Origin of the sequence: Sphingopyxis macrogoltabida (genome assembly GCF_001314325.1) — a bacterium.
GTDB classification, from domain to species: domain Bacteria; phylum Pseudomonadota; class Alphaproteobacteria; order Sphingomonadales; family Sphingomonadaceae; genus Sphingopyxis; species Sphingopyxis macrogoltabida.
The window spans coordinates 5,138,546-5,156,170 of record NZ_CP009429.1 but is presented as its reverse complement, the minus strand read 5'-3'; the positions used below and the strand labels follow the sequence as shown (position 1 = coordinate 5,156,170).

Below are 17,625 nucleotides of genomic sequence, written 5' to 3'. Positions count from 1 at the left end.
GTGGTGGTGGTTGCGGCGCGGTGATGCCGATGCTAGCACGGCCACCACGGTGCCCTTTCCGGTTCCGTCCGGCCTTTTGAGGGGAAAGGCGCCGATCCTGCGACCATGCGGGAACGCCGCAGCCCTGGTGCCGGACAGACGGGGAATGGCAACCTGCCGCCAGTTCACCCGGGTGACCGGTCGGTGAAACGACAGATTCGCTTCGCTGCCTGCTCATCCCGCTAACCAGGTTGATGCCGCATGAGGCTTGCCATGCCCTCTTCATATCCCGACGCGGGCGCTTTCGCCCCGGCCGTCGCCGGATTTGAAGACCGCATGCGCGTCCAGAACCGGACGCAGGCTCCTTTCGGCAATAACGTCTTTTTCCTTTTCACCCGTATCCGCCGTGGCCTTCCCTCGGGGAGGTTCGCGGGATTTTTTGATGGCGCGCTGAAGCGCGCTTGGAGTGTAACTAATGACCACGCGCATGTTGATCGACGCGCGGCACCGGGAAGAAACCCGGGTCGCCGTCACCAAGGGAAACCGCATCGAGGAGTTTGATTTCGAGTCCGCCGAGCACAAGCAGCTCAAGGGCAATATCTATCTGGCCAAGGTCACCCGTGTCGAACCGTCGCTGCAGGCGGCGTTCGTCGAATATGGCGGCAATCGCCACGGGTTCCTCGCGTTCAGCGAAATCCACCCCGATTATTACCAGATTCCGAAGGAAGACCGCGACGCGCTGCTGCGCGAAGAGGCCGAGCACGCCGCCGCCGCCGCGCAGCGCGCCGAGGAAGATCTCGACGAGCTCGAAGGCGACGTCGCCGACGTCGAATATCATGACGACGACAATGGCGACGCCCCCGCCCCCGAAACCATCGGCGAAGATAGCGACGGCGACGAGGATGAGGGCGCCGACAATGGCGACGGCGAGGAAGGCGAAGGCGAAGAGGGCGCCGAGGGCAAGGAAGGCCGTGGCGACCGCAAGCGCCGCGGGCGCGACGGACGCAAGGGCGGCCGGGGCCGCGGACGCGGCCGCCGCAACGACGATGAGGACGGCGAAAGCCGCATGTCGCTGCGCCGCCGCTACAAGATCCAGGACGTTATCCGCCGCCGTCAGGTGATGCTGGTCCAGGTCGTCAAGGAAGAACGCGGCAACAAGGGCGCCGCGCTCACCACCTATCTGTCGCTCGCTGGCCGTTATTGCGTGCTGATGCCGAACACGATGCACGGCGGCGGGATCAGTCGCAAGATTTCGAACGGCGCCGATCGTCGCAAGCTGAAGGCGATGATCGACGAGCTGGCGCTGCCGCCGACGATGGGCTGCATCGTCCGCACCGCGGGGATGAGCCGCACCAAGGTCGAGATCAAGCGCGACTTCGACTATCTCGCGCGCCTGTGGGACGAGATTCGCGAGAATACGCTGGGTTCGAGCGCGCCGGCGCTGATCCATTCGGACAGCGACCTCGTCAAGCGTGCGATCCGCGACATCTATCACAAGGATATCGAGGAAGTGCTCGTCGAGGGCGACGAGGGCTACAAGGCCGCGAAACAGTTCATGAAATTGCTGATGCCGAGCCATGCGCGGCGCGTGAAGCAATATGCCGATCCGGTCTCGCTCTATCAGCGCTACGGCGTCGAAGACCAGCTTGCGGGGATGCTCAACCCCGTCGTCCAGTTGAAATCGGGCGGCTATCTGGTGATCAACCCGACCGAGGCGCTGGTGTCGATCGACATCAACTCGGGCCGGTCGACGCGCGAACATAATATCGAGCAGACCGCGCTCAGCACCAACCTCGAGGCGGCGCACGAAATCGCCCGCCAGCTTCGCCTCCGCGACATGGCCGGGCTCGTCGTGATCGACTTCATCGACATGGATCATGGCTCGAACGTCCGCAAGGTCGAGCGCGCGATGAAGGATGCGCTGAAGAACGACCGCGCGCGCATCCAGGTCGGCCGCATCTCGGGCTTCGGCCTGATGGAGATGAGCCGCCAGCGCCTGCGCACCGGCGTGCTCGAAGCCTCGACGCGCCCCTGCCCGCATTGCGAAGGCACCGGCCTCGTCCGCACCGCCAGCTCGGCGGGCCTCAGCGCGCTGCGCCTGATCGAGGAAGAGGCCGCGCGCGGCAAGGGCAGCAAGATCACCCTGCGCGCCAGCCAGGAAGCGACCTTCTACCTCCTCAACGAAAAGCGCCGCGAACTGCGCGAGATCGAGGAACTTTACGGCGTCGATGTCGAAATCCTGCCCGACGGCGAGACCGAAGGCGCACGGATGGCGATCGAGGTCGGCGGCCCGCCGCCGGTCGCGCGCCGCAGCTTCGCCCCGATCGCCCCGATCGAGGAAGAGGAAGACGAAGAGTTCGTCGAAGAGGACGAGGAAGACGAAGCCGACGAGGAGCAGGCCGAGGCCCGCCCGGCGCGCCGCGAACGGCCGGAAGGCCAGGACGGCGACGAGGGCGACGGCCGCAAGCGCCGCCGCCGCCGCCGGCGTGGCCGTCGCGGCCGCCGCGACGACGAGGGCAGCGAAGCCGGTGAGCAAGGCGAGCAGGCTGACGAGGACGACGGCGAGACGCAGGACGACGCGGCCGACACCGATGCGCCGGCCGAGACCGAGGCAGAACCGGTCGCCGCCGAAGCCGAAGAGGCCGAGGCCAAGCCGCGCCGCCGCCGTGGCGGACGCGGACGCAAGCCCAAGGGCGACGAGACCGAGGCTGCCGAACCGGCCGCCGAAGCCGAGACGGCCGAGACGGTAGCCGAAATCGCCGAGCCGGTTGCCGAGGCGGCACCGGCGCCCGAGGAAAAGCCGAAGCGCAAGCGCGCACCGCGCAAGACCAAGGCCGAAACCGAGGCCGCCAAGGCTGCGGCTGAAGCCGAAGCCGCCGCCCCGGTTGCCGAGGTGACGGCGGAAGCCGCCCCCGAGGCGGAAGCCGAACCCGCCAAGCCCGCGCCGAAAAAGCGCGCCAGCCGCGCCAAGAAAGCAGTGGCCGCCGAGGCCGCACCCGAAGCGGCAGTGGAAGCGCCCGCGGCGCGCGAAGCCGAGCCGGTCGCCGCCAATGGCGACGAGCAAGGCGAAGGCAGCGACGGCGAACCGCGTCGCGGCTGGTGGCAACGCACCTTCGGCAACTGAGCATTAAAGAACGCCGATTTCCGTTCTAATATAGTCATCCCGGCGTAGGCCGGGATCTCGACCTGGCGTTTAACGCACCGTTGAGATCCCGGCCTGCGCCGGGATGACTTCATATTGTTGGCCTTGCGCCCGCGCCCGCCCGCCGCCAATAATAGCGGCATGGCTTCAGTCGAGGTTCAGGCGCGCGGCGCAAGACAGGCGGCGATGACCGCTTTCCCGCCGCCCCTCGCATATCGGGCGGACGCATGGCGTCCGCTTTTCCGTATCCTCCTGACCCTGCTCGCGATGTTCGCCGTCGCGATGCGCCCGGCGGCGGCGCAGTCGATCCTCCGCGACGCCGAGACCGAGGCGCTGTTTCAGGACATGATGGACCCGCTGCTGCTCGCCGCGGGATTGCAGCGCGGACAGGTGCGCGTCCACCTGCTCGGCGACCGCAGCATCAACGCCTTCGTCGCCGGCAGTCAGGACATCTATGTCTTCAGCGGCCTGATCGAAGCCGCCGACAGCGCCGAAGAGGTGCAGGGCGTGCTCGCGCACGAGCTCGGCCATGTGATGGGCGGCCACGCGATCCGGGTCAACGACGGCGCCAAAACGGCAACCGGCATCTCGCTCGTCAGCCTGTTGCTCGGCGCCGCCGCGATCGCCGCCGGCGGTGGCGAGGCGGGCATGGGAATCATGATGGCAGGGCAGCAGGCCGCGCTCGGCAAGTTCCTCGCCTTCACCCGCGTTCAGGAATCCACCGCCGATGCCGCCGGCGCGCAATATCTGTCGAAAGCCGGGATCAGCGGGCGCGGCAGCCTCGCCTTTTTCAAGAAGCTCCAGAACCTCGAGTTCCGCTACGGGGTCAAACAGGACGACGATCAGGCCTATGGCCGCACCCACCCGATGTCGGGCGACCGCATCCAGACGCTGCGCGAAGTCTATGTGATCGATCCCGCGTGGGAGAAGCCCGCGGACCCGCGGATCGAGGCGCGCTTCCAGCGGATCAAGGCGAAGCTTTCGGGCTATATCGCCGACCCCGACCGGACGCTGCGCAAATTCCCCGAAACCAACACCAGCATCCCGGCGCGCTATGCCCGCGCTTATGCCTGGCACAAGAGCGCCTATCCGCAAAAGGCGCTCGGCGAGGTCGAGGGCCTGCTCGCGACGAACCCCGAGGACCCCTATTTCCTCGAACTCGAAGGGCAGGTGCTGCTGGAATCGGGGCATCCCAAGGAAGCGATCCCGGCGCTGCGCAAGGCGGTCAAAAATTCGCGCTCGCAGCCGCTGATCAGCGCGACGCTCGGCCATGCGCTGATCGCGACCGAAGACCCCGCCAACTATGCCGAGGCCGAACAGGTGCTGCGGACCGCGGTCGCGCTCGACAACCAGAATCCCTTCGCCTGGTACCAGCTCGGCATCGTCTATGCGAACAAGGGCGATCAGGCGCGCGCCGCGCTCGCCTCGGCGGAACGCTATCAGCTTGAGGGTGGACAGGCGGCGCTTGCGCTGCGTAATGCCGAGACCGCGTTGCAGGGCCTGCCCGAGGGTTCGTCCGACTGGATTCGTGCACAGGATATTTCGCTGGTCGCTCGCGCCGAGGTGGAACGCGAGCGCAAACGGCGTTAGATTCGGGCAAGGAAGATAGGGAAAGCATCGCGAAACGCGATGCATAAGGGCGACAAGTGACTGACAAGAAGGATGATTATTACCAGCCGTGGCTGCGCGACCCGGCGCCGGGTGCCGCGCCGCACGGCGCGCCGCCCGAGCCCGACGCCGGCCTCGCAAAGCCGAAGGACGTGCCGCCGGTCGGCATCGACCTGACGCAATATCCGGCCCGCGAGCGTCCGGCGCGCGAGGCCGCGACCGCCGATCATCTGAAAGCCGGCGCCGCGAGCCTGTGGCAGGCGATCCGCACCGGCGCAGGCGCCTTTGCCGACTGGACGATCCGCGTCGGCGACCGCGCCGACATCCCGGCGCGCGTCGAGGCGATGGAAATCCCGCGCCGCTCGCGCGAACTGGCGGAGCGCAGCGGACGCGCCGCCGGGCGCACCGCCCGCGCGATCGGCAAGGGCTCGGCGCGCGCCGCGCGCGCGACGGCCGATACCAGCAGCCAAGCGTGGCAGAAGATGGCGCTCGGCGAAAAGGTCGCCAAAATGTCGAGCGACGCCGGGCGCGGACTCGGCGAGGTCGCGGGCAAGACCAAGGCCGGGATCGAGCAGGCCGCGAAGGCGGGCAGCGAAAGCCTCATCGGCAGCATCGGCGAAGCCGCGACCAAGCTCCGCCCCGCCCCGCGCGAAGAACCCGCGCCGCCGCCGTCGGGGCTCGAACAATTGCTCGCCCGCGAAGAAGCTGCGGCGCGTGCCGCCGAACCCGCGGCGCCGGCTGCCCCCGACCTGCCGCTGTTCGCCAGCGAACCGGCGCTGGCGCCCGCGCCGGCACTGGCGAAGGACGTCAAAAGCGCGGCCGCGGCGCCCGACGCCGACGACCGCACGCCGCATGTGCGGCCCGCCGCGAAACCGGCGGCCAGCAAGGCGATGGCGGCATCGAAATTGCCGCAAGTCAGGGGGACGGGAATGGATGGAGTGTCCGGGCGGACGGGACTTGTCGCGCTGGCGGGCATCGTCCTCCTCGCCTTCGCCTTCTGGCTCGGCGGCCGCTTCGGCGGCGGACTGGGCAAGAGCGAGGTCGAAACGATCGTTGCCGACTATATCAAGGCGAACCCGCAGATCATTCCCGAAGCGCTCGAAGCGCAGCGCGGCCGCGAAGTGGCCAAGGCGGTCGACGCGATCCGCCCGGCGCTCGAAAAGCCTTATGCCGGCGCATGGGCGGGCAATGCCAATGGCGACGTCACCCTCGTCGTGTTCACCGATTATGCCTGCGGTTTCTGCCGCGCGAGCGTGCCCGACGTCGACCGGCTGATCCGCGAGGACAAGAGGCTGAAGGTCGTCTTCCGCGAACTGCCGATCATCGCGCCGCAAAGCCGCGACGCGGCGCTGATGGCGCTCGCCGCGGCGCGGCAGGGCAAATATGACGCCTTCCACCACGCGATGTTCGCCAGCCCGTCGCTCGACAAGGCGGCGATCGCGGCGGCCGCCGAAAAGGTCGGCGTGGTCACCGACGGCAGCGCCGACGCGACCGCGAACGAGGCGCTGTTCCAGCGCGAACTCGACAGCAACCTCGCGATCGCAACGCAGCTCCAGCTCAACGCCACCCCGACATGGGTGGTCGGCGACCAGCTTTTCCAGGGCCAGGTCGGCTATGATGCGCTGCGGCAGGCGATCGCCAAGGCGCGCAAGGCGAAGAGCTGAACGCATGACATTAGACCCGGCGCAGCGATCGATCGCGCGGGGGCAGGCCGATCCCGAACTGCTGGAGGCCGCCCTCGCACTGTACGAGGGGCGGCTCCACGACGCCGAGCCGGTGCTGAAGGCGCGGTTGAAGCAGGACCCGTTCGACGTCGCCGCGATCCGAATGCTTGCCGAACTCGCGGGCCGGATCGAACGCTATCGCGACGCCGAAAATCTGCTCAGGCGGGCGCTCGAAATCGCTCCCGATTTCCTCGCCGCGCGCTCGAACCTTGCCACGGTGCTCCACCGCCAAGGCCGTTCGGCCGAAGCGGTCGCGGAGCTCGAGCATCTGCAACGCGTCGATCCGGGCAATCTCGGCAATGCCAATCTCAAGGCCGCGGCGCTGGGACGCGTCGGCGAATTCGACGAGGCGCTCGAACTTTATGAGCAGATCCTCGGCACCGTCGGCCGGCAGCCGAAAATCTGGATGTCCTACGCACATATGCTGAAGACGGTCGGGCGGCAGGCCGACGCGGTCGCCGCCTATCGCCGCGCGCTGGCGCTGGCGCCCGCGCTCGGCGAGGTCTGGTGGAGCCTCGCCAACCTCAAGACCGTCGCCTTCGACGATGCCGACGTCGCGGCGATGCTGGCCGCGCTCGCCCGCGACGATCTCGCCGCCGAGGACCGCTTCCATCTCCATTTCGCGCTCGGCAAGGCGCACGAGGACCGCAAGCAGGCCGAAGCGGCATTTCGCCACTATGCCGAGGGCAATGCGCTGCGAAAGGCGCTGATCGACTATGACGCCGACCAGACGCGCGCCGCAGTCGACCATGGCAAGGCGCTCTATTCCCCCGATTTCTTTGCGGCGCGCCGCGACTTCGGCGCCGAGGCGCCCGATCCGATCTTCATCGTCGGCATGCCGCGCGCCGGATCGACGCTGATCGAACAGATATTGGCGAGCCATTCACTGGTCGAAGGCACGATGGAGTTGCCCGACATTCCCAAGCTCGCGATGAAGGCGCGCAACGCCGGCGGGATCGCCAGGCTGTCGGCGGCCGACGCGCGCGCGCTGGGCGAGGAATATCTGCGCGACACGCAGGTCCAGCGCAAAAGCGGCAAGCCCTTCTATATCGACAAGCTGCCGAACAACTGGCTGCACATCGGCTTCATCCACCTGATCCTGCCGAATGCGAAGATCATCGACGCGCGCCGCCACCCGATGGATTGCTGTTTTTCGAACTTCAAACAGCATTTCGCGCGCGGTCAGGCGTTCAGTTACAGCCTGACCGACATGGGGCGCTATTATGCCGACTATGTCGATCTGGCGGGTCATTTCGACGCCGTGCTGCCCCGGCGCATCCACCGCGTCATCCACGAACGGCTGATCGAAGACCTCGAAGGCCAAGTGCGCGCGCTGCTCGCCTATCTGGACCTCCCCTTCGAGGAGGCGTGCCTGCAGTTCCATACCAACGCGCGTGCGGTGCGCACCGCGAGCTCGGAACAGGTGCGGCGGCCGATCAACAGCGACGGCGTCGGGCAATGGCGGGCGATGGAGCCCTGGCTCCAGCCTTTGAAAGATGCGCTGGGGCCCGTCCTCGCGCACTATCCGGACGCGCCCTGACGCCTTTGCTTTCGTCAACGCAGGGTATCGGCACCGATTGTGGCAATTTTGTCATAGTTGCACCGGAAACCGCCCGCGCCCTCCGTCCGGACCTTCAGCGTCGATTGACGACGGCCCGAAATAGGTGAAACCTCGCCTCCGTCGCGACGCTGGACCATCGGCGCGCGGTCAACAGGGGGATATTATGTCGGTACGTTTTTCATGCCGCGCTTTGCTCTTGGCTTCGCTGTCCAGCAGCGTCCTGGCGTCCACGCCGCTGCTGGCGCAGGAGGCCGCCGATACCGGCAATGACGACGAAATCGTCGTCACCGCGCAGAAGCGCGAGGAAAATCTTCAGGATGTGCCGATCAGCATCCAGGCGCTCGGAACGCGCAAGCTCGACCAGCTCAACGTCGCCAATTTCCAGGACTTCTCGAAACTTCTGCCCAGCGTCTCCTTCCAGTCTAGCCAGCCGGGGGTCACCACCGTCTATATGCGCGGCGTCGCGAGCGGCGGCGACGGCAACCATTCGGGCTCGCTGCCCAGCGTCGGCGTCTATCTCGACGAACAGCCGGTAACGACGATCGGCGGCACGCTCGACGTCCATGTCTATGACATCGCGCGCATCGAATCGCTCGCGGGGCCGCAGGGCACGCTTTACGGCGCCTCGTCGCAGGCGGGGACGATCCGCATCATCACCAACAAGCCCGACACCTCGGGCTTCGAAGGCCGCGTCGACGGCGAACTCAACACGGTCAAGAGCGGCGGCATGGGCGGCCGGCTCGAGGGCATGATCAACGCGCCGATCAGCGAGATGGCGGCGGTGCGTATCGTCGGCTGGTACCAGAAGGACGCCGGCTATATCGACAATGTGCCCGGCACCCGCTCGTTCCTGCCGGATCCCGGCGGGATCACGGTGGACAACGACGATTTCGTCAAAAAGAATTTCAACGACGCCGAAATCTATGGCGGCCGCGCCGCGCTCAAGGTCGATCTCGACGACAACTGGACCGTGACGCCGACGGTTCTGTACCAGAAGCAGAAGAGCAACGGCACCTTCGCACAGGATCCGCGCGTCGGCGATTTGCAGACGCAGCGCTTCTATCCCGACAAGCGCACCGACAAGTTCATCCAGGCGGCGCTGACGATCGAGGGCAAGATCGGCAATTTCGATCTGACCTACGCGGGCGCCTATCTCGACCGCAAAGCGTATCAGATCAACGATTACACCGATTATTCGGAAGCCTATGACGCGCTTTATGCCGATTACGGCGGGCTAGCCGGCTATTTCTATATTCAGGATAATGCCGGCAACACCATCGACCCGCGCCAGTTCATCATCGGCACCGACCATTTCCGCAAGCTGAGCCAGGAACTGCGCATTTCGTCGCCGCAGGACGAACGTTTCCGCGTCGTCGCCGGGCTGTTCTACCAGCGCCAGAGCAACCGGATTTTCCAGGATTACAAGATTCCCGGCCTTGCCGACGACCTGTCGGTCAACGGCCGCCCCGGCACACTGTGGCTGACCCTGCAAAAGCGCGTCGATCGCGACTATGCCGCGTTCGGCGAGGCGAGCTTCGACATCACCCCGACGGTCACGCTGACCGGCGGCGGCCGCTATTACAAGTTCGACAACAGCCTGATCGGCTTCTTCGGTTTCGGCCGCAATCCCGGCAACGGTTTCGAGGATTCGCCGCCCAACGCCGCGGGCAGCAACCGGACGGGCGTGGCGCAATGCTACACCACGGCAGGCGAGCGCCTCTACGACCGCGACACCGACACCTATAGCAGTTCGCGCGAGCTGCTCCCGGCCGTCGTTCCCGGCGGGCCGTGCACCAACCTTGCCGACTATGTGGATGGCAAGCTGGTCCCCAAGCGGACGAAGGACACGGGCTTCACCCACCGGCTCAACCTGACGTGGAAGCCCAACGACGACCTGATGGTCTATGGCACCTGGTCGCGCGGTTTCCGCCCCGGCGGGATCAACCGCCGCTCGACGATCGCGCCCTATGCCGCCGACTTCCTGACCAATTACGAGATCGGCTTCAAATCGACGCTCGCCGACGGGCTGGTGCGGTTCAACGCCGCCATCTACCAGCAGGAATGGAAGCGGTTCCAGTTCTCCTTCCTCGGCGAAAACAGCTTCACCGAAATCCACAACGGACCGAATGCCCGCATTCGCGGCGTCGAGGCCGACGTCAATATCCGGCCGACCCAAGGCCTGACGATCACCGCTGCGGCCTCCTACACCGATGCCAAGACCAAGAATAATCTCTGCGACATCGACGATCCGACCTACCAATGCACCGATGCCGGCAACTCGATTGCCGCCCCGGCGGGAACGCGGCTGCCGGTGACGCCGAAATTCAACGGCAACGCAACGGTGCGCTATGCCTTCCCGGTCGGACCGGGCGAATTGCACCTGCAATCGGTGATCGCGCATCGCAGCTCGGCGACCCCCGACATCCGCGTCGCGACGGCGAATGCGCTCGGCCGGATCAAGGGGTCGACGACGGTCGACTTCGCGGTCGGCTTCGACTGGAGCATGTACAGCTTCGAGCTGTTCCTGCAGAACGCCTTCGACGAACGCGCCGAACTGGCGCGCTATTCGAACTGCGGCCAGTGCGACGGCAGGCCGCAGGTTCTGGTGAGCACGCCCCAGACCTTCGGGGCGCGGCTGGGCGCCAAGTTCTGATCGGGTGAGTTCCACCGTCACCAACAGCGAAAGGCCGGGCGAAAAGCTCGGCCTTTTGATGTGCGTTGCGCTGGTCATGGGCAACATGATCGGCTCGGGCGTCTTCCTGCTGCCCAGCTCGCTGGCACCGCTCGGCTGGAATGCCGCGCTCGGCTGGCTCGCAACCATCGGGGGCACGCTGTGCCTCGCGCTGGTCTTCGCACGCCTCGCGCGATATCTGCCGGGGGGCTGCGGTGCCTACACCTATGCGGCGGCGGCGTTCGGCCCCGCGACGGGTTTTGTCGTGGCCTGGAGCTTTTGGATCAGTTGCTGGGTGACCAACGCGACGCTGGCGGTCGCGGCCGTCCGCAACCTTGCGATCATCTATCCGTCGCTGAACGGCGGCGGGTCGGCAGCGGCGCTGCTCGCGATCGCCTTCGTGTGGTTCTTCACCTTCGTCAACCTGCTCGGCGTCCGCAAGGCGGGCGGGATGCAAGTCGTGACGCTGATCCTGAAACTGCTGCTGCTGTTCGGCGCGATCGCCATCGCGCTGTGGTGGCTGGCGGCGGGAGACAGCGCATTGCCGTCGATGCAGGGCACCGAGCCGGTCAGCCTGGCGGGCATCGGCCATGCCGCGACCTTCACATTGTTCGCACTATTGGGCTTTGAAAGCGCGCTGGCGGCTGGCGACCGGGTATCGGATCCCGAGCGTACCGTGCCGCGGGCGACGATGATCGGCATGGTCGCGACGGGCCTGCTCTATCTGCTCGCCTGCACCGCGGTCACGATGCTGCTCCCGTCGGACGTGGTCGCCGCATCGATCGCGCCCTTCCCCACTTTTTTCAGCCATTTCATCGGCCCCGAGGCAGGCACCGCCGCCGCCGTCCTGGCGGCCATCGCAGCGCTCGGCGCGCTCAACGGCTTTGTCCTGCTGGCCGGCGAACTGCCGCGCGACCTCGCGCACCGCGGCTTGGTCCCACACGCTTTCGGGACCGACAACCGGCACGGCGTCCCGCATTGGAGCCTGTTGCTCGCAGCGGTGCTCGCTACACTCATCGTCTATGCCAATTATAGCCGCGGCCTCGCCGAACTGTTCAATTTCATGATGCTGGTGACGACCTCGACGACGATCATCTTCTACCTGATCGGCGCGCTGGCGGCGCTGAAATTCCGGAACGAAGGGCGTTTCCACATGTCGCCGGCGTTCGTTCTGCTGACGCTGGCGGGGATAATCTATGTCTGCTGGGCCTTTTACGGCGCGGGACTGGAGCCGACGCTGTACAGTCTGGCGATGACCGTCGCAGGACTTCCCATCTATCTCGCAATGCAGCGCGGACACCGCGCCGCCGGCTGAAAACCTCCCGCCACATGATCCGGCGATTGCAGGTGCCGAGTCCCCCGATCATCCGGGCCGCCCCCGCGACACCCCAACCGACCGGTTTGGATCAGACGCGCCATTTGGGCGCGAAGAGGCCCCGGTCGCGTAGGATCACCGTCGCCGCATTATGCCCCGGCGCGCCGGTCACGCCGCCGCCGGGGTGAGTGCCCGCGCCGCACATATAGAGGCCCTTCACCGGCCCGCGATAGCCGCCGTTGCCAAGCACGGGGCGCGCCGCCCAAAGCTGGTCGAGGCTCATATTGCCGTGCATGATGTCGCCGCCGACGAGGCCGAACTTGCGTTCGAGACCTTTGGGCGACAGGCGCGTCTGGCCGACGATGCTGGCGCGGAAGCCCGGCGCATGTTTTTCGACGGTATCGATGATCGCATCGGCCGCCGCCTCTTCCTCATTGTCCCAGTCGCGTCCGCCCGGCAGTTCGGGCGCGAACTGCTGGCAGAAGAGGCTGGCGACATGGCAACCCTCAGGCGCGAGGCTGTCGTCGACGGTCGAGGGGATCAGCATCTCGACGATCGGCGCCTTCGACCAGCCGTACTGCTTTGCGTCGAGGAAGGCGCGGTCCATATAGTCGAGCGTCGGCGCGAGGATGATCCCCGACTGGTGATGCTCGCCGGGTTCGGGAAGGCAAGTGAACTTCGGCAGTTCCGACAGCGCAACGTTCATGCGGAAGGTGCCGCTGCCCGCCTTGAAGCCCTTGATCCGGCGTTCGAAACCGGCGGGCAGGTCGCTCGCGTCCATCATCCGTTCGTAGAGCAGTTTCGGCCCGACGTTGGCGATCACCCGCGCCGCTGCGATTTCCTCGCCGCCAACCAGTTTGACCCCGACCGCCTTGCCGCCGTCGACGAGCACCTTGGCGACCGGGCTTTCGAGGCTGATCTCGACCCCCATATCGCGGCAGACCTTCGCCATGATTTCGGTGATCTTGCCCATGCCGCCGACGCTGTGACCCCACGCGCCCTTTTTGCCGTTCACTTCGCCGAAGACGTGGTGGAGCAGGACATAGGCGCTGCCCGGGGTGTCGGGGCTGGCGTAATTGCCGACGACGGCGTCGAAACCGAAGGCCGCCTTGACCGCTTCGCTCTCGAACCAGCTATCGAGCATCGTCCGCGCCGATTTGGTGAACAGGTCGAGCACGTCGCGCTGCTGTTCGAGGCTGAGCGTCGCGAAGCGCCGCCCCTGCCGCGCGCCGTCGAGAAGCGTACGGAGACCCTCGCCGACGTTGGGCGGAACGCGGAGCGCGAGGTCGCGGAGCAGTTCGGCGACATTTTCGAGCGCGTCATAATATTGCGGCAGCACCTCGGCGTCGCGGGCCGAGAATTTGCGGAACTCGGCCTGCGTCCGTTCGAGCCCGCCGCCGAGTTTCAGATAGCCGCCATCCTCCTGCGGCAGGAAGTTGCTGATCGGGCGCTCGATGACGCGATAGCCGTGATCGGCGAGCTTCATGTCGGCGATCACCTTCGGCTGGAGCAGGCTGACCGTGTAGCTGGCGACCGAATTGCGGAAGCCCGGCGCGAATTCCTCGGTCACCGCAGCGCCGCCGACGACGTCGCGCGCCTCGACGATGCGCACCTTCAGCCCCGCCCTGGCGAGATAGAAGGCACAGACGAGGCCGTTGTGGCCGGCGCCGATAATCAGGGCGTCATAGGCTTTGGTCATTGGAAGTCTTTCGCAAGCGGGGATTGAACATGCTGGCGGCCGAAGCCGAGACCGAGAATACGGCCCGGAATACGGCGCAGCAGCGGGATGGCATCGAGCAGGCGGACCGCGAACGGCACGCGGGTGATTTCGCCGCGCAGCATCGGCTCGATCACACGCTGGTGCGCGAAACGCTGGATCGCCTGCATCCGCGTCGTCGGCGTCCAGCGGCGGTCCTGCACCTTGGCGAGCAGCGGATCGGGGTCGGCACCGGCGGCAAGCGGCGCGGCGAGGATATTCGCCGCCGCGACCGCATCCTGCACCGCAAGGTTGATGCCGACGCCCCCGACCGGCGACATCGCATGCGCGGCGTCGCCGATCGCGAGCAGGCCCGGGCGCGACCAGCGGGTGAGCCGGTCGAGCGCGACCGAGAGCAGCTTGACGTCATCGAAGCTCCGAATCGCGTCAATCCCGGCGGCAAGACCCGGCGCGATCGCGACGATCCGGTCGCGAAAGGCCGCGATCCCCGCCGCCTCGATCGGCGCAAAACCGCCTTTCTCGATGATCTGCGCGCATTGCCAATAATCGCCGCGCGGGATCGCAACCACCATCCCGCCCTTGTCGATCGTGCCGAGCGCGACTTCGGACATGTCCATGCCCGCGGGCACCGGGATGCGGAACCAGAGCACATCCATCGGCGCGCCAAGGTCCTCGAGCGGCAGTTCGGCGGCATCGCGCAGCACCGAACGGCGGCCGTCCGCGGCGATGACCAGCCGCGCGGCCAGCGCTTCGCCGCTCGCCAGCGTCACCCCGCTGACGCGGTTCGCCGCGTCATAGGTCAGCCCGGTCGCCTCGGTCGACATGCGGAGATCGAAGGTCGGGTAGCGTTTTCCCTGCCCCGCGATGAAATCGAGCAGATCCCATTGCGGCATCATCGCCACGAAGCGCGCCGCGACGGGAAGGTGCTTCATCGTCGCGATGGTGTACCGCCCTCCGAGCAGGTTGAGCGTCATCGTGTCGATCGCGGCGTGCGGCTCTTTCAGCAGCTCTTCGAGCAGCCCGATCTCGTTGAACAGTTCGAGGGTCGAGGGATGCACCGTGTCGCCGCGGAAGTCGCGGAGGAAATCGGCATGCTTTTCGAGTAGCGTCACGCGCACCCCGGCGCGCGCGAGGAGCAGGCCCGCAACCATGCCGGCGGGTCCGCCGCCGACGATGATGACTGGAGGCATATCGACCACCTCTATTCTTCGTTCGTGTCGAGCGAAGTCGAGACACCGTGAGACCGTGCGCTCACGATGGGCATCTCGACTTCGCTCGATGCGAACGGGAAAAAGGCGGCGTTCAAGCGCGGCTCCACCCCGCTGGCGGCGCGTACTCCAGCCGCGCCTCGGGAATGATATCGCGCATCCGCGAACAGAAATGCTTGAGGCACACTTCCTTGTCGCTGAGCGGCCCCATGGTGAAGCTCTTCGACTGCATTCCCTGCTGGACGCGGGTAATCAGCTCGGTGTCCTCGGCATTGACCTGCCGGTTGATCCGCCAGTTGAGGTAGCGCGCGGCGCGCATCTCGCGGCGCTCGTCGGGCAGCACATAGGAAATTTCGCGGATCAGGCAGGTCGTCGGCCCGGTCGGCAGCCACTGCATGAAGTCGACCTGATCGGGATAGATATCGAAGGCGACGTTCGGCCACAGCTTGAAATAGAGCCAGTGGCGCTGCCGGTCGGCGGGCAGGTGCGGCACCGGCGGCAACAGCCGCTGGTACATGCGCTCGGACCAGTTGACCGACGGGCGGTCGATCAGATCGCCCCACATGCGGTCGACGCGGTCCTCGGCCTCGACGCCATAGCTTTTGCCGAACAGCCGCGTCAGCCCGGGATGCGCGACGGGGATGTGGAGCCCGTCCGAATAATTGTCGCCGACATTCTTCCAGTTGACCTCGCGCGGGCGCAGCGTGACGCGGCCCAATGCGCCGAGCTCCTCGAAGCGATAGGGTTCGACCATCGCTTCATAAGGCGCCATCATCTCGGCGACCGACGGGCCACCGTCATCCTCAAGCCGCACGAACCAGAAGCCGCGCCATTGTTCGAGCCCGACGGGAACGAGCCCCGCTTTGCCCTTGTCGAGCGTCGGGTAGCTCGCCGAATCGGGCACTCCGGTCAGCCGGCCGTCGAGTTCGTAGGTCCAGGCGTGATAGGGGCAGACGAGCTTCTTCGCGCAGCCGGCGGCTCCGTCGACGAGCCGCGAGCCGCGGTGGCGGCAGACATTGGTGAAGGCGCGCACCGCCCGATCGGTGCCGCGCACCAGAATGACGCTTTCGCCGCAATAGTCGATGCTGTGCCAGTCGCCGACGTTCGGGATATCGCTGTCGTGACAGACGACCTGCCAGCTCGGGCGGAAGATCCGTTCCATTTCGACTGCGTAAAAGTCGGGATCGCTGTATGTCCACGCGGGGAGCGACCAGCCGTCTTGCGGGTCGAAATTCGGTGCATGAAGGGGTGCAGTTGCCATGAGTCCGTCCTTGTTGTACGTACGTATAACAATATGACTGCCATTCGCCAAGCCTTTACGCGCGAAAGCGCCGACGCCCGCCGCGCCGACCTGATCGAGGCGACGGCGGCGTGCCTGGCCGAGCATGGCATCGCAGGGACGAATGTCCGCGCCATCTGCGCGAAGGCCGGCGTTTCGCCGGGGCTGCTGCGCCATTATTTCGGCGGCATCGACGACCTCGTCGCCGCGACCTATCAAGCCACGAGCGACCGGATGGACGCAATTTTCATGGACGCGGTCGCGGACGCGGGCGGCGATCCGCGCGCGCGCCTCTCTGCCTATCTCACCGCCAGCTTCCGCCCGCCGGTGACCGATCCCGAACTGCTCGGCGCTTGGACCGCCTTTTGGGCGCTGGCTCGCAGCGATGCGCGCATGGCAGCAATCCACACCGCAAGTTACGCGGGCTATCGCGAGCGGCTGGGCGAGCTGCTCACCGCGTGCGGCGCGACCGATCCGGGACGGCTCGCGATCATGCTGACCGCGATGGTCGACGGGCTGTGGCTCGAACTGTCGCTCGACGCCGCCAGCTTCGGGGCGGAAGCGGCGGCGGCGATGGTCGAAAAGGCGGTGGCGGCGCTGCTCGACTAGCCACGCCGCCGCCGGGAACAGATCGTCAGAAGCTGCCCTTCACCGGGCGCACGATGATCTCGCTGACGTCGACGTCATCGGGCTGCTCGACCGCGAAGCGGATCGCGCGCGCGATCGCGTCAGGGGTGATCGCGACGCTGCGGAATTCGGCCATCACGGCGGCGCTGCCCGCATCGGTGATGTCATGGCCAAGTTCCGATTCGACGACGCCGGGCGAGATGATCGTCGCGCGCACGTCGCGATGCTCCTGCCGGATGCCGTCGGTGATCGCCCAGACCGCGAACTTGGTCGCGCAATAGACCGCGCCGGTCGGCACGACATAATGCGCGCCGAGCGACGCGACATTGACGAAATGGCCCGAACCCTGCGCCGTAAAGCCGGGAAGCGCCGCCGCGATGCCGTTGAGGACGCCGCGGATATTGACGTCGATCATCGCGTCCCAATTCTGCGTTTCGAGCGCGGCCAGCGGCGACAGCGGCATGATCCCGGCATTGTTGACGAGCACATCGACGCGGCCGAAACGCGCGACGGCGTGCTCGACGAACGCCTGCATGTCGTCGCGGCTGGTGACATCGAGCGCGCGATATTCGGCAGTGCCGCCCGCCGCGACGATTTCGGCGGCAAGCGCCTCGAGCCGGTCGGTGCGCCGGGCGCCGAGCAGCAGCTTCGCGCCGGCCGCGGCCAGTTCGCGCGCCGTCGCGGCGCCGATGCCGCTGCTCGCGCCGGTGATCAGGATGACTTTGTCGGTGATGTTCATGATCGTCTCCATCGGGGGCGGACAGCCCAGCGCCGTCCGGTGACCGGCTTTTGCA

The 17,625-nt window shown here is 66.6% G+C and carries 11 protein-coding genes; 7 read left to right on the top strand and 4 right to left on the bottom strand.

Annotation, left to right across the window (positions count from 1 at the left end; translation table 11 throughout):
* Positions 1 to 454: 454 nt before the first annotated feature.
* The 6 genes from LH19_RS24895 to LH19_RS24870 all read left to right on the top strand — a co-directional run bounded on the left by LH19_RS24895 (position 455) and on the right by LH19_RS24870 (position 12,000).
* The gene (locus tag LH19_RS24895) at positions 455 to 3,103 is read left to right on the top strand and encodes an Rne/Rng family ribonuclease (protein ID WP_201258399.1); all 2,649 of its coding nucleotides are present in this window, start codon (positions 455 to 457) and stop codon (positions 3,101 to 3,103) included.
* 204 nt (positions 3,104 to 3,307) lie between these two features.
* The gene (locus tag LH19_RS24890) at positions 3,308 to 4,711 is read left to right on the top strand and encodes a M48 family metalloprotease (protein ID WP_054734333.1); all 1,404 of its coding nucleotides are present in this window, start codon (positions 3,308 to 3,310) and stop codon (positions 4,709 to 4,711) included.
* Positions 4,712 to 4,767: 56 nt separating this feature from the next.
* Positions 4,768 to 6,393 (top strand): DsbA family protein, encoded by a 1,626-nt coding sequence (locus LH19_RS24885; protein ID WP_054732693.1) that lies wholly within the window; start codon positions 4,768 to 4,770, stop codon positions 6,391 to 6,393.
* A 4-nt stretch (positions 6,394 to 6,397) separates the two neighbouring features.
* The gene (locus LH19_RS24880; RefSeq protein WP_201258398.1) at positions 6,398 to 7,993 is read left to right on the top strand and encodes a tetratricopeptide repeat-containing sulfotransferase family protein; all 1,596 of its coding nucleotides are present in this window, start codon (positions 6,398 to 6,400) and stop codon (positions 7,991 to 7,993) included.
* Between the two features lie 184 nt (positions 7,994 to 8,177).
* A complete protein-coding gene (locus LH19_RS24875) occupies positions 8,178 to 10,667 on the top strand; it encodes a TonB-dependent receptor (protein WP_054732690.1) in 2,490 nt (829 codons plus the stop codon).
* A 4-nt stretch (positions 10,668 to 10,671) separates the two neighbouring features.
* Positions 10,672 to 12,000: an amino acid permease gene (locus tag LH19_RS24870; RefSeq protein ID WP_054732687.1), complete on the top strand. Its 1,329-nt coding sequence runs from the start codon at positions 10,672 to 10,674 to the stop codon at positions 11,998 to 12,000.
* Between the two features lie 91 nt (positions 12,001 to 12,091).
* Here LH19_RS24870 and LH19_RS24865 read toward each other — a convergent pair whose 3' ends face one another.
* The 3 genes from LH19_RS24865 to LH19_RS24855 form a co-directional block, all read right to left on the bottom strand.
* Positions 12,092 to 13,699, bottom strand: coding sequence for a phytoene desaturase family protein (locus tag LH19_RS24865; protein WP_054732684.1), 1,608 nt, complete (start codon positions 13,697 to 13,699; stop codon positions 12,092 to 12,094).
* Positions 13,696 to 14,907, bottom strand: coding sequence for an FAD-dependent oxidoreductase (locus tag LH19_RS24860; protein ID WP_054734325.1), 1,212 nt, complete (start codon positions 14,905 to 14,907; stop codon positions 13,696 to 13,698). The genes LH19_RS24865 and LH19_RS24860 overlap by 4 nt, the downstream gene beginning before the upstream one ends.
* 112 nt (positions 14,908 to 15,019) lie before the next feature.
* Positions 15,020 to 16,186, bottom strand: coding sequence for an aromatic ring-hydroxylating oxygenase subunit alpha (locus LH19_RS24855; protein ID WP_054732680.1), 1,167 nt, complete (start codon positions 16,184 to 16,186; stop codon positions 15,020 to 15,022).
* 33 nt (positions 16,187 to 16,219) lie between these two features.
* Here LH19_RS24855 and LH19_RS24850 point away from each other — a divergent pair, with 33 nt between their 5' ends.
* Positions 16,220 to 16,813 (top strand): TetR/AcrR family transcriptional regulator, encoded by a 594-nt coding sequence (locus tag LH19_RS24850; RefSeq protein ID WP_054732677.1) that lies wholly within the window; start codon positions 16,220 to 16,222, stop codon positions 16,811 to 16,813.
* Positions 16,814 to 16,838: 25 nt separating this feature from the next.
* Here the strand turns inward: LH19_RS24850 and LH19_RS24845 are convergent, their stop codons facing one another.
* Positions 16,839 to 17,570 (bottom strand): SDR family oxidoreductase, encoded by a 732-nt coding sequence (locus tag LH19_RS24845; RefSeq protein WP_054734321.1) that lies wholly within the window; start codon positions 17,568 to 17,570, stop codon positions 16,839 to 16,841.
* Positions 17,571 to 17,625: the final 55 nt, after the last annotated feature.